The sequence below is a fragment of the Pedobacter kyungheensis genome (genome assembly GCF_000812965.1).
GTDB classification, from domain to species: domain Bacteria; phylum Bacteroidota; class Bacteroidia; order Sphingobacteriales; family Sphingobacteriaceae; genus Pedobacter; species Pedobacter kyungheensis.
In genome coordinates this window covers 261905-274521 of sequence record NZ_JSYN01000005.1, presented here as the reverse complement: position 1 = coordinate 274521, position 12617 = coordinate 261905, and the positions used below count along the sequence as shown (strand labels likewise).

The window sequence follows — 12617 nt, the reverse complement described above, 5'->3', positions numbered from 1 at the left end:
CGCGCAGCCGCGCCCCGGTTCGTGTCATCACGAACCGGGTGCGTAAGCAACTCATTAAGCTCGCGCGCGTTTTTAACGCGTGCGTAAATAACCAGTCGTTTTAAACGACTACAATAAAAAAAAAGACAAGGTACCAGTTCGTGTCAACACGAACCTCAATCCAACTGCCAAATAAAAAACAAATGAAAAAACTATTCACCATTTTAGCCCTGGCTTGCAGCGTTTCAGGCTTGCAGGCACAAATGCTGGGCAAAAACCAGGTCAACTCGCGTGCCGACAGCCTGCGTGGAACCCTCACGCCCTTGCGCACCTGTTACGACATCAACTACTACCATTTAGATGTGAAAATTGATATCGACCAGAAATCGGTTAGCGGCAGCAACGAATTTGCTTTCACGGCCACACAGGATTTTACCAAACTGCAGTTCGATCTTTTCGATAACCTTAAAGTAGAAAAGGTAGTGTACAAAGGTGCCGAGCTCCCTTTTAACAGAGAATACAATGCCGTTTTTGTAACCTTTCCTAAGGCTGTAAAAAAAGGGAGTAAAGATAAATTCACTGTTTTTTATTCGGGCAACCCCGTGGTAGCTAAAACACCACCCTGGGATGGCGGTTTCATTTTCAAAAAAGACAGCGCGGGCAATCCTTTCGTTTCGGTAGCCTGCCAGGGACTGGGCGCCAGCTGCTGGTGGCCAAATAAAGATCACCAGAGCGATGAGGTAGACAGTATGCTGATTAGCATTACCGTTCCCAATACTTTACAGGAAATATCTAACGGCCGGTTAAGGAACACGGTTGATAAACCTGATGGCTACAAACAATACAACTGGTTTGTGGGCAACCCCATTAACAATTACGATGTAAGCTTTTACATTGGCAAATACGCCCACTGGGAAGATAGCTATAACGGCGAAAACGGAAAACTGACCATCGATTACTGGGCGTTACAAACCGACAGTGCCAAAGCACGCCCGCATTGGGATGCCGATGTTAAACCCATGCTAAAATGTTTCGAATACTGGTTTGGTCCTTACCCCTGGTATAAAGATGGCTACAAGCTCGTTCAGGCACCACACCTGGGCATGGAACACCAAAGTGCTGTAGCTTACGGTAACCAGTTTAAAAAAGGCTATCTGGGCAGGGATTTAAGCGGCACCGGACATGGTTTAAAATGGGATTTCATCACCATCCACGAAAGCGGGCACGAGTGGTTTGGCAATAACATTACCTCGAAAGATATTGCCGATATGTGGATTCACGAAGGTTTTACCAATTACTCGGAAGTATTGTTTACCGAGTGTACCGAAAATAAAGCTGCTGCCGATGAATATGTAATCGGATTACAGAAAATTATCCGCAATGATATTCCGGTTATTGGCCCCTACGGTGTAAACAAAGAAGGTTCCGGCGATATGTACCCTAAAGGCGCTAACCTCATCAGCACCATCCGCCAGCTCATCAATAACGACGAAAAGTTCAGACAGCTTTTACGCGGTTTAGGCAAAACTTTTTATCACCAGACCGTAACTACCGCACAGATTGAGCAATACATGGCCAAACAAAGTGGTTTAAAATTAGATAAGATCTTTGATCAGTATTTACGCCATACACAAATCCCGGTGCTCGAATACAAGATCAGCAACAACATTTTATCTTACCGTTGGGTAACTGATGTTAAAGGTTTTGATATGCCCGTACGTGTAACCTTAAAAGCCGGTGCTTACACTTTAATTAAGCCGACTAACGAGTGGAAAACCATTCCGGTAGATGCAAGCGTAACGGCAGAAAATTTCAAACACGATCCCCTGTTTTATGTGGGAATAAAAAAGGGATAACCATATAACTTGAGGTGAGGTCAGATGTCACCATCTGACCTTAAATCTTTAGTTAAGAGTGTCAGATAGCAATATCTGACACCCACTAGCGTGGATGTGCTTGACGAATTAAAGAAACGCTTCACAAAGTATTTAATTAGATTATTCGGCAGGCTGTCGATATTATTTGTTTGTGCATTTCCACCCAACCAGGCCTTCGCATCGTACCTCCGTTCTACTTAAATTCGGCCTAATAAATTTTTCGGGTTGCAGCAACCCAGCCAAACCACTGCCTTTGAAAGAAAAAATTTCAGCCGACGTTTTTTGGTTCTTTTTGACGCCAAAAAGAAGGAGCCCTTCGACGGCGGCGAGCCGAGGCAAGACTGTGCTGTAAGACAAAAAAAGTTACATATTTTTCACTTTATGCAACTTTTTGCCCAAACTACCGTCTTATAAGCTGAACACATTATTCATTATCATTAAAGACCTATAAAATCTATAAACATGAAAAAATTATTTGCCCTTTTATTAGCCTCATTAACATTAACTTCAGGTATCAGCAGTACTGCTTCAGCACATACCCAACCCAATACGGCAAGCTATCAGAAAGACGATAGAGATGTGAAAAATTTTAATGGTGTGGCCTCTGCAGGCCCTATTAATGTAATTGTAACTTTGGGTAACACCGAGAACTGCCGTTTAGAAGGCGATGCCGATGCACTTGCTACAATTGTTACCGAAGTAAAAAGTGGTGTTTTGGTAATCCGTCCGCAAACCAGCATCAGAAGCTGGTCTAACAAATATGATGGTAAAAAAATTACCGCTTATGTAACTGCAAAAGAACTGGCCAGCTTAACCGTTAGCGGCGATGGCGGCATAACCGTTAACGGAAAAATCAGCACCGGAAGCTTAACTACTACAGTTAGCGGTTCGGGTAGCATCAAAGCTGCTGCCGATGTAGATAACTATAGCGGTGTTATCAGCGGTTCAGGCTCAATTAACATTACCGGCGGTGCCGATCATGCCAAAGTGGTAATCAGCAGCTCTGGTGCCTTTGCAGGTAAATCTTTTGCTGTAAAAACATTAACTACTACCATTAGCGGATCAGGAACGGTTAATATCGCTGTTGATGAAAGCATCAGAGCCGTAATCAGTGGCTCAGGAAGCGTAAACTATTCAGGCAACCCAACCGTTGATAAAACGGTAATCGGATCAGGAAAAGTAAGAAAAGTATAAGCCTGATAAAACCTTTTTTAAAGCACGTCCCGGAGCAATTCGGGACGTTTTTTTTTGATTTACATTTACCAATCCTTTTAATGAACCAGCTCCTTAAATTTTAGATACCATTTTGGATAAATATGCCATAACGAATCATAATTGCTTCACTAAAGAAACCTATACTCTGAACGTTTCTTTTTGGGAATAGTTGGGCGTGATGCTAAGCTTGCTTTGAAAAACCACAGCCCCAGGCGAAGAACGCCGTCAATCCCAAGGGCCGGGGAAATCAAAAAAACAGGTGTAGAATAGCACGAATGGCACTACCAAACCTTAAACGCAGTGGTTTTGTGTTCATGTTTGCAGGAAATTTCGTTGGGCAAGAACGAACAAAACGAAGTGCCGCTGTTTTTTTGATGTGTACAGGATGGTGAAAAGGCCCATTGCTGGATTGACAAAGCGCTTTGGGTACTTTGGCGCTCCAAAGTACCATGCCCCGCGGCATAGAGCGGAAAAAGAATCTTCTATATATGCATACTGAAGTGGGAAAAAACGGGTTTGGCTGTCTTTAATCCTCGAAATAATGATCCTCAATTATAGTCTGTTATATTCGTAAAAATAAAAAAGAATCTCCCACTATATCCAAAACATGCTACATTTAGGCATGAATTTATTCAACCCTTTTAAAAAGAAAAACACAACAGTAGAAAAGATTGAACCGATAGCTGAAGATAACCAGCCTCAGAATTTGCCGGAAATGCTCATGACCAAGCTTTTATTTTCTGGCAAACCCAGTCTCAATGCCGATCAGATTTTAGCCGAACTCAAAAAGCACATCCCCAATATAGATCACTCATTTGCTGTAAGCAGCCTTATTTTTTCCTTTCTGGATTATCCTGTTCAATTGGCCAATGCTACTATTCCTGCACAGCTCAACATCCTGATACCTGATAGAAATGAAGCCGGAGTCGGTCTCCCAGATACCGCATTTACCCAAAACTGGCACTGGCCCGAAGCCAATGAGGTAGCGCAAAACTGCCAGTACGAAATACTCATTACCGATTTAATGTCGAGAAGCTTACCCTATAAAACACGTGTAAACCTCTTCATGGATTTCCTTACAGCCGTAATCAGGGTTACTCAACCCGATGCGGTATATACCTTTCATGGCGATAAGCTATTAAACCCGGTTGCCATCACCAACCTCTGGGAAACCGATAAAGTACAGGCACTTTACGCCCTTTGCAACGTTAGGCTTTTCAATGTAAGCAGCGATCCTCAAAACCGCGAGTTACTGATGGATACCATTGGCATGCATGCTTTAGGCCTGCCCGATTTCCAGATTAGGTTTGCAGGCTTAAATGAAAACGAAATGGCCAATTTACTGTGGACTTATGCTTATCACGTTTACGAATACGGCGACATTATTGAAGATGGAGAAACGATTGAAGGATTAATAAAAGGCTCGAAATGGAAATGTGTAAAACAACTTTCACTGGTTGCCCCTGAAAGGATGGTAATAAACATTATTCCAAGATAAGCACATTTAAATTACCAATATCAGCGTTTCCTCCAACATCTTACAGTTAAAACAAATGCATCTATCTAAAAAGAAAAAAAAACAAAACGAAAAAAACTTTGAAAATTTCCCTCCGATTGGCGGGCTGATGGTTTCTAAAATGATTGTCGAGGAAAACAGGAAACCACGTTTCATGTACCGCGAAAAAGGAATATGCGCCGAAGACAGTGGCTGGAGAATTTTTAGCGGTTACGAACCTGAAGGATATGTAGACGATCCGCAAAACATTAAAATCTACAACCCCACTACCATTCTTAAAATCGATTCCTCCATAGAAAAGATCCTGCTTAAAGGTGTGGGTTCTGCTTATGAAAGAGTGGATGAACACGCCAGCTGGCAAAAAATTACAGATTTTGAACTGGAAGACGATTACCTCGTAACCCACCAGTTGAGCGAAAAGTGGACTATAGACATTAACAATCTCTTTGAGCGGATAGCAGAAACCGATGGCAATGTATTGTACACCACAGGTGATAAATCAGTCAGACTTTTTATCGGCAACGAACCAGATAAAACCAGGGCCGAAATATACCAGGAAAGAATACAGTATATAAAAGACCGTGATCAATCGGTAGCCAAAACATTAGATACATTCGATTTTTCGGATGACAAGGTTTTAAAAGTGGGCTATATGATTAACGAAAGGGATAAACACAAAACCTATCAGGTAATTTATGGCACCTCAATAATAGATGATCAGTATTTAATGCTGGCCTTATATTTTGACGATAAAAATGATATGGACTGGGCCATTGAAACCTGGAAAAGCATAAAGTTAGCTGAATAAGCTTGCCTAAACTCCCATAACCATGCTCAACCAAACCTTAAAAAAACTATTTAACCGCGACCTGCACAAACTAAAAGCCGAAATTGAATTGTATCAAAACGAGGCTAATCTGTGGATCATCGACCAGGATATAGCCAATTCTGCCGGGAACCTATGCCTGCATTTAATCGGAAATTTAAATACCTATATCGGTGCTACACTTGGTGGCAGCGGCTACATCAGAAACCGTGAGCTTGAGTTTACATTAAAAAATGTTCCACGTGGAGAGCTGATTGATTGAAAAAATAGACCAAACCATTGAAATTGTTAACCAAACCCTGGATAAAATAACGGCAGCAGAAATCGACGCAGAATACCCCATGCTGGTTTTTGAAGAAAAAACCTCAACCGAATATTTTCTGGTTCATCTCACTACGCATTTGGCTTATCACCTGGGGCAAATTAATTACCACAGAAGGTTACTGGATGTAATTATCCCTTAGCCGTCATTGCGAACAGAAGCAAAGATTGTGGGCCAGGGTGAAGCAATCTTATCTCAAAAACAACTTCTAAAAAGCCTGTTATAAATCCTCCTTACCGCTGAAATAATGTACGCCCGTAAAACTAAATCAGATCTAACCGTAAAGAAATTAAATATCCTGTTTATACCTTACTTATTAATTTCTATAGGGTTATGCATAGGCTATACTTTTCTCCATTGGTTGCTCATTATCAGGTTGGAACTTTTTTCTGTTAAGGATGGTATTATTGAGTTTCTGGGGCCTTTATGCTTAGCGCTCCTGGTATCCCTGCTCTTTTTTATGCGGAGAATTAAGGTACTAAATTTAAAGCGTGAAAACGTTAAACTACCAGGTCTTTACTGGATCGTAGTTTGGTTTTCCTTATCCATTCCAAATATCATCGCTCAAAGTTATCTCCCTAAAGCTGTTGGGAAATTAACCAGACTGCATAATATTAGCGATATTGACAAGCACATCCCCTCAAAGTACTACAGTCTGGATAAATTTGGCATCGACAAGAATAACGTTGGGATAAATCACTTTTATCAAATTGGGGGGAAAAACAGCAGTGACTATAATATCTATATTTATGTAGTATTCCCTTTAACAAGAAACCAGAAAGATGATACTAAATGTAAAGCCTTTTTAGGGATAAAATATTTCAAAAGTATACCCAACCGGCTATCAGCCAGAGAAAAAGAAGAAAACTACAACTCACTATTAGCTGTTTGTCAGTATGAAATAGCCCATAATTCATTTGATGATTTTACTTATCTGGAGAAAACGCATAATAATTATGATGGCGATAGATTTAAAGATGTCATTCTTTTTAGCCGTAAATACAGTAGTAGTCATGCTCCGGTCCTTATTCCACAAAAAGGGGCTTTTGAAGATCGCCTCGGTAATCAGTTAGCCTGGATATTTATTTCTTTTGCCATAGGATCAGTGGTCTGGCTCTTAATGGTATTAGCCCCAAAAGTTCACCATACAGAATTAAAAAGGTTTGAAAGCCGATCAAATAATCTGCAGAAATGGAACTGGTTCAGTTTTTAGGGAACGGACTTTGCGAATGAAATGGGTTTAAACAAAAAAGGAGGCTTAAGCCTCCTCTAATTTCTTTTTAAAACTGAACCCCGAATAACCAGATATTTTCGATGTAGTTGATTTTCTGGCTGGCCTTATCAAATTCATCCCAACCGGTGGTGTGTACATTGGTTAAATTGGTAGCGCCAAATTTGGTGGTGTTTTGTAAGTAGAAATTTTTCCAGATGTAAAACTTCAAACCAACTTTTGCCGAAACCCCATAACCAGAAATGCTAAAGTGGTTATTGCGGCCTTGCCCAAATAAACGGACATCAGAACGGGGTACCATTAACCCGCCACCTAAACCGGTTTCTAAAGTTAAAGAGGTTTTGCCTCCTGGTGCTACCCAGATATCATCATAACGCTCTAATTCAATATTGGCATAGTTAAAACCATCCGTATGTTCGTAAGTAAGCATGCTTTCCTTCACATTAATGCTTTGACCGTTATAATCGCCTGCCAAAGCTCCTGTAGGTGCATTCTCGTGCGAAATATTGGCGCCGATATGCCCGCTAATAGCTACCGTTTGCGGAATATCCATTACATATTTCATGTGATCCCAGCCAATAGAGATACTGTAATTATCTTTTATAAAATACCCCACACGGATATTGTACTGCGGTACCGTAATCAATCCCGGGTTCAGATAATCCCAGCTTAATTTAGACTGCCTGTCGTGTGCTACAACATCTTTTAACGTAAAATCATAGTTCGGCCCTTGGAAACGGATATCGCTTTTGCCATACCAGGAACTATTGTATCCCCAGTGAAAATAAAAATCGCCCTTGCGCGAAAAATTCCGCTTATGCTCGGGATTAAATAAACTTTTTGAGGCTGGTACTGAGCTGCTTGAAGGACTTTTAACTTCCTGGGCATGCATCCGTTTGCCGAATAAAAGTGCTAAAAATAGAATGGTAAATTTTTTCACGCGGCAAATTGAGCAAAAAGCAAGCTAAATTACAATAGCTTTAACATTTTGTAAGAGTTGTAGTACAAAAAATGACTTTAAAACATTAAAACCTTGTGTATAAGGCCAACTGAATAATATTATTGATCGTATTGGCACTTGCACCATGCTGTGCCTGGTTCATATAGCCGGCTTCGATATCAAACTGCTTCGAAAAACGATAGCCTAAAGCTAAATATGCCCTGTTTTGATCAAAAACGCTGTTATTAATCTGGCTTTTGTTTTGCAGGTTTAAGAAAATCTCGTTTTGTAAAGCCACAAAAGCACCTTTGGTAAAAGTTGGCTGTGCTTTTTGTAAAGGTTTAATAAAGCGCACAAAATAACGGAAACGCTGCGAAAACAAATCATCGTTATTTAAACGCTCAATAAAACGTTGCTCTAACCTAAACCTATGACTGGTAAATACCGAATTGATTTTATGGTTGTAAATGTACTGCTCAAAAATGCGGTGTTCGGTTAAAGAGTTATTGGCCGAACCAATTAACCTCAATTCTGTATTCTGCCATAAATAACCCAGGGCTACATTACTTTTATTGTTGATGAAATATTGGACTGCAGGGCGCACGAGGGTGTTACGTACATATCCCCAATCATCAGCCGAGCGAACCTGAAGATCAAATTGCAAGCCCCATTTATCGTTAAATTTAGTGTTGTTTAAAAACATAAACCAGCCAGAGTTCTGATATTGTGTCTGCGCTGATAGTTTCCCTAATGCCATCAAAATAAATAAGATGGGCAGTAATAGCTTTTTCATAAATGGTTACCGGTTTTATCTGTGTGCCGCTAAAATAAAAGAAATATGCGAGAGTCCGAAGTCTGGAGTCGGAAGTCCATAGTCTAATCGCCAAAACCCTCCTCCAGCTTTGCGTACTTAAAATAATAAAGAGCTCTGTGTCCTCAGTGAAAACTTCGTGTCCTCTGTGGTAAATAAAGTCGGAAGTCCGGAGTTGGAAGTCTGATCATCCCCCCTTCTCCCAGCTTTGCGTGCTTTGCGAAAACCTCTGCGCGCTTTGCGGTAAAAAAAAGTCAGAGGTCCGGAGTCTGAGGTCAGAAGTCTAATCGCCAAAACCTTCCTCCAGCTTTGCGTACTTAAAATAATAAAGGGCTTTGTGTCCTCAGTGAAAACTTCGTATTCTCTGTGGTAAATAAAGTCGGAAGTCTACCCCCAAAACCATACCTCCAGCTTGCGTGCTTTGCGAAACCTCTGCGTGCTTTGCGGTAAAAAAAAGTCAGAGGTCCGGAGTCTGAGGTCAGAAGTCTAATCGCCAAAACCTTCCTCCAGCTTTGCGTACTTAAAATAATAGAGGGCTTTGTGTCCTCAGTGAAAACTTCTTGTTCTCTGTGGTAAATAAAGTCGGAAGTCTACCCCCAAAACCATACCTCCAGCTTTGCGTGCTTTGCGAAACCTCTGCGTGCTTTGCGGTAAAAAAAAGTCAGAGGTCCGGAGTCTGAGGTCAGAAGTCTAATCGCCAAAACCCTCATCCAGCTTTGCGTACTTAAAATAATAAAGAGCTCTGTGTCCTCAGTGAAAACTTCGTGTTCTCGGTGGTGAAAAAAAGTCCGAAGTCCGGGGTCGGAGGCCCGGAGTCTAGTTACCAAAACCATGCCTCCAGCTTTGCGTGCTTTGCGAAAACCTCTGCGCGCTTTGCGGTTAAAAATAGATAGCCTCCCACACTTAAAAATCTCCAATATTTAAAATTCATTTAATGTTAAACAATTAAAAATTTATCTTCGTTAAAGATTTGGGCACTACGACTTTTTCAAAAGACCTTTAAAGCGCCCTTATTTAACATTACAAAACGTAAAAAAGAACAAAAATGATTATCGAACCTAGAATGAGGGGCTTTATCTGTTTAACAGCACACCCTGATGGTTGCGCTCAAAACGTAAAGAATCAAATTGAATATGTAAAATCAAAAGGAGCTATCAATGGTCCTAAAAAAGTATTGGTAATTGGTGCATCAACCGGTTTCGGTTTAGCATCCAGAATTGCCGCTGCTTATGGTTCAGACGCCGCTACTATTGGTGTATTTTTCGAAAAAGCTCCTTCAGAAGGCAAAACTGCTTCACCAGGCTGGTACAACAGTGCCGCTTTCGAAAAAGAAGCACATGCAGCAGGCTTATATGCCAAAAGTATTAATGGCGATGCCTTCTCGAAAGAAATCAAAGCAAAAACAATCGAACTGATTAAAGCAGATTTAGGTCAGGTAGATTTAGTAATTTATAGTTTAGCCTCACCGGTTAGAAAACACCCGGATACAGAAGTCTTACACCGTTCTACCCTAAAACCAATCGGCGAAACTTATACCAATAAAACTGTCGATTTCCATACCGGTAACGTGAGCGAAGTTTCTATCGAACCCGCTACCGAAGAAGATATTGCCAACACCGTTGCCGTAATGGGAGGCGAAGATTGGGCCATGTGGATTGATGCTTTAAAAGCAGAGAACCTTTTGGCTGAGGGCGCTACCACAGTCGCTTACTCTTACATTGGCCCGGCTTTAACGGAGCCCGTTTACCGCAAAGGAACCATTGGCCGCGCAAAAGACGATTTAGAGGCTACAGCCTTTACCATTGGCGATAAATTGAAAGATATTAATGGTAAAGCCTACGTATCGGTAAACAAAGCATTGGTTACACAAGCCAGCTCGGCTATTCCCGTTATTCCGTTGTATATCTCATTGTTGTACAAAGTAATGAAAGCTGAAGGCATTCACGAAGGTACAATCGAGCAAATCCAAAGATTATATGCCGACAGGTTATTTACCGGCAACCCGGTTCCTGTTGATGAAAAAGGCAGAATCAGGATCGACGATTGGGAAATGCGCGAAGATGTACAGGCAAAAGTAGCCGAACTTTGGGAACAGGCTACTACCGAAACTTTGCCAGCCATCGGCGATTTAGCAGGTTACAGATCTGATTTCTTAAGCCTGTTTGGTTTCGAAATTGATAAAGTAGATTACCAGAAAGAAGCAAACGAAGTGGTGGCCATTGAAGGTTTGGTAGACTAAATCACTAATCCGTCACCCTGATCCGATAGCTATCGGATTCGTTTCAGGGCCTCTGCAATAAAACACTTAACAAACGGCTGGCTTTTTAGCCGGCCGTTTTGATAACCAAACGATATGTATTTCGATTTACAACCCACATTAGCAAACGATTTAATTCAAATTGTTCCCTTAAAAGAAACAGATTTCGAAGCCTTGTTTGCAGTAGCTTCCGATCCGCTGATCTGGGAACAACATCCCAATAAAGACCGCTATCAACGTGAAGTTTTTGAGAATTTTTTCAAAGGCGCAATGGATTCCAAAGGTGCTTTTATCGTTTACGAAAAAGAAACCGGCAAAATTGTAGGCAGCTCGAGATATTACGATCTGGACGAGACAGACAGTGCGGTTGCAGTTGGCTACACTTTTATTGCTCGTGAGTTTTGGGGAAAAGGCCACAACCACGCCTTAAAAACACTAATGTTCGATTATGCATTCCGTTTTGTAGATAAGATAATCCTGCATATTGGTGCCACTAACTTTAGATCGCAAAAAGCTACAGAGAAATTAGGGGCCACTAAAGTTGGCGAAATAGAGGTAGCCTATTATGGTGAACCGGTTAAATGGAATTTTGTTTATCAGGTAGATAAAGCAAGATGGGCAGCCAGGTAAACTAATGTGCGCTTAACCACCAGAAACAATATCATTTATTGCCAGCCATTGGCTAATAAAATCGTGTTTCTGCTTTACGATTGTTATCTTTGCTTAATTCTCCATTTCCACTCACCATTCTAAAACAAAACTTAAGTAAAATATGGCTAAATCCCAGGCATCATACAGTAAAAAAGAAAACGAAAAAAAACGGTTAAAGAAACAAAAAGACAAACAAGAGAAAAAAGAAGAACGCCAGGCTAATGCCAAAAAAGGTTTAGCACTCGAGGATATGATGGCTTATGTTGACGAAAATGGCAACATTTCTTCTACGCCACCCGATCCAAACAAAAAAGTGGTAATCAATACCGAAGATATCCAGATTGGCGTTGCCAGACAACAAGATGTTGTTGATGAAAGCCCCCTTAAAAAAGGAACAGTTACTTTCTTTAACGATAGCAAAGGTTATGGCTTTATTAAAAACACCGAAACCCAGGAAAGCATCTTTGTACACGCAAATGGCTTAATCAGCCAGATTAAAGAAGGTGATAAAGTTACTTTCGAAGTAGAAATGGGCCAGAAAGGACCTACCGCCGTTAAAGTTTCAAAAGTTTAACAGCTAAATACGCTCCGGTTGTAACCTTATCCAGGTTGCAATAAGATAAATCGCAGAAAACGTTCTGCTGCGCACGGTTTTATACCCCTTTATAATTCCGTCTATTTAAGCATAAAACCTTGCGCATAATTTTTCCTGATTGAGAAAATACCTACAAATTTTTACATTCTTCTTTCCCAAAATTTCTTTTCGGGTACAGCAATGAGCCATAATTAGCTACAACTTCAGTACAATATGCCTGATTAATGTTCCCATTATAAAAAATATTTCGTGTCTGTTTTTTGGCATTTAAGGCTGAAACCCAACCACCATCAGCCCAAACACATTCTACTGAAAATAAGCCAGATACAACCGAAAAACCAATAAATAATAGCCTCACTGTAGCTATTTGTCAGATGCAACCGTTATCAGGTAAAAT

12 protein-coding genes are annotated in these 12617 nt (G+C 40.8%); 10 read left to right on the top strand and 2 right to left on the bottom strand.

Annotated features, from left to right (window positions below):
* Positions 1 to 182: 182 nt before the first annotated feature.
* The 7 genes from OC25_RS06800 (at position 183) to OC25_RS06770 (ending at position 6948) form a co-directional block, all read left to right on the top strand.
* On the top strand, positions 183 to 1835 hold the full coding sequence (locus tag OC25_RS06800; protein WP_039473277.1) for a M1 family metallopeptidase: 1653 nt from the start codon (positions 183 to 185) through the stop codon (positions 1833 to 1835).
* 483 nt (positions 1836 to 2318) lie between these two features.
* Entirely contained in the window at positions 2319 to 3050 is a 732-nt protein-coding gene (locus OC25_RS06790) for a head GIN domain-containing protein (RefSeq protein WP_039473270.1), read from the top strand.
* Between the two features lie 643 nt (positions 3051 to 3693).
* Entirely contained in the window at positions 3694 to 4569 is an 876-nt protein-coding gene (locus tag OC25_RS06785) for a DUF4261 domain-containing protein (protein ID WP_052266006.1), read from the top strand.
* 55 nt (positions 4570 to 4624) lie between these two features.
* Positions 4625 to 5395 (top strand): DUF2185 domain-containing protein, encoded by a 771-nt coding sequence (locus OC25_RS26770; RefSeq protein WP_052266005.1) that lies wholly within the window; start codon positions 4625 to 4627, stop codon positions 5393 to 5395.
* A 22-nt stretch (positions 5396 to 5417) separates the two neighbouring features.
* Entirely contained in the window at positions 5418 to 5675 is a 258-nt protein-coding gene (locus tag OC25_RS28335; protein WP_245221914.1) for a hypothetical protein, read from the top strand.
* Positions 5668 to 5877, top strand: a complete 210-nt coding sequence (locus OC25_RS28330) for a DinB family protein (protein ID WP_245221913.1) — start codon at positions 5668 to 5670, stop codon at positions 5875 to 5877. Before OC25_RS28335 ends, OC25_RS28330 begins: the two co-directional genes overlap by 8 nt.
* A 105-nt stretch (positions 5878 to 5982) precedes the next feature.
* Positions 5983 to 6948, top strand: coding sequence for a hypothetical protein (locus OC25_RS06770; RefSeq protein WP_039473267.1), 966 nt, complete (start codon positions 5983 to 5985; stop codon positions 6946 to 6948).
* 67 nt (positions 6949 to 7015) lie between these two features.
* Here the strand turns inward: OC25_RS06770 and OC25_RS06765 are convergent, their stop codons facing one another.
* Both OC25_RS06765 and OC25_RS06760 read right to left on the bottom strand, forming a co-directional pair.
* Positions 7016 to 7906, bottom strand: coding sequence for a hypothetical protein (locus OC25_RS06765; RefSeq protein WP_039473264.1), 891 nt, complete (start codon positions 7904 to 7906; stop codon positions 7016 to 7018).
* A gap of 85 nt (positions 7907 to 7991) precedes the next feature.
* Positions 7992 to 8699 carry a DUF2490 domain-containing protein gene (locus OC25_RS06760; RefSeq protein ID WP_039473261.1) on the bottom strand — a complete coding sequence of 236 codons (708 nt, stop codon included), beginning with the start codon at positions 8697 to 8699 and terminating at the stop codon, positions 7992 to 7994.
* Positions 8700 to 9762: 1063 nt separating this feature from the next.
* Here OC25_RS06760 and fabV point away from each other — a divergent pair.
* The 3 genes from fabV to OC25_RS06740 all read left to right on the top strand — a co-directional run bounded on the left by fabV (position 9763) and on the right by OC25_RS06740 (position 12199).
* Complete coding sequence (gene fabV, locus OC25_RS06750) at positions 9763 to 10956, top strand: enoyl-ACP reductase FabV (RefSeq protein ID WP_039473253.1); 1194 nt, start codon at positions 9763 to 9765, stop codon at positions 10954 to 10956.
* A 114-nt stretch (positions 10957 to 11070) separates the two neighbouring features.
* Positions 11071 to 11604: a GNAT family N-acetyltransferase gene (locus OC25_RS06745; protein ID WP_039473249.1), complete on the top strand. Its 534-nt coding sequence runs from the start codon at positions 11071 to 11073 to the stop codon at positions 11602 to 11604.
* A gap of 142 nt (positions 11605 to 11746) precedes the next feature.
* Positions 11747 to 12199: a cold-shock protein gene (locus OC25_RS06740; RefSeq protein ID WP_039473246.1), complete on the top strand. Its 453-nt coding sequence runs from the start codon at positions 11747 to 11749 to the stop codon at positions 12197 to 12199.
* Positions 12200 to 12617: the final 418 nt, after the last annotated feature.

Coding starts and splice junctions, on each gene's coding strand:
- OC25_RS06800 (WP_039473277.1), top strand. CDS start 183: ATGAAAAAACTATTCACCATTTTAGCCCTGGCTTGCAGCGTTTCAGGC.
- OC25_RS06790 (WP_039473270.1), top strand. CDS start 2,319: ATGAAAAAATTATTTGCCCTTTTATTAGCCTCATTAACATTAACTTCA.
- OC25_RS06785 (WP_052266006.1), top strand. CDS start 3,694: ATGAATTTATTCAACCCTTTTAAAAAGAAAAACACAACAGTAGAAAAG.
- OC25_RS26770 (WP_052266005.1), top strand. CDS start 4,625: ATGCATCTATCTAAAAAGAAAAAAAAACAAAACGAAAAAAACTTTGAA.
- OC25_RS28335 (WP_245221914.1), top strand. CDS start 5,418: ATGCTCAACCAAACCTTAAAAAAACTATTTAACCGCGACCTGCACAAA.
- OC25_RS06770 (WP_039473267.1), top strand. CDS start 5,983: ATGTACGCCCGTAAAACTAAATCAGATCTAACCGTAAAGAAATTAAAT.
- OC25_RS06760 (WP_039473261.1), bottom strand. CDS start 8,699: ATGAAAAAGCTATTACTGCCCATCTTATTTATTTTGATGGCATTAGGG.
- fabV (WP_039473253.1), top strand. CDS start 9,763: ATGATTATCGAACCTAGAATGAGGGGCTTTATCTGTTTAACAGCACAC.
- OC25_RS06745 (WP_039473249.1), top strand. CDS start 11,071: ATGTATTTCGATTTACAACCCACATTAGCAAACGATTTAATTCAAATT.
- OC25_RS06740 (WP_039473246.1), top strand. CDS start 11,747: ATGGCTAAATCCCAGGCATCATACAGTAAAAAAGAAAACGAAAAAAAA.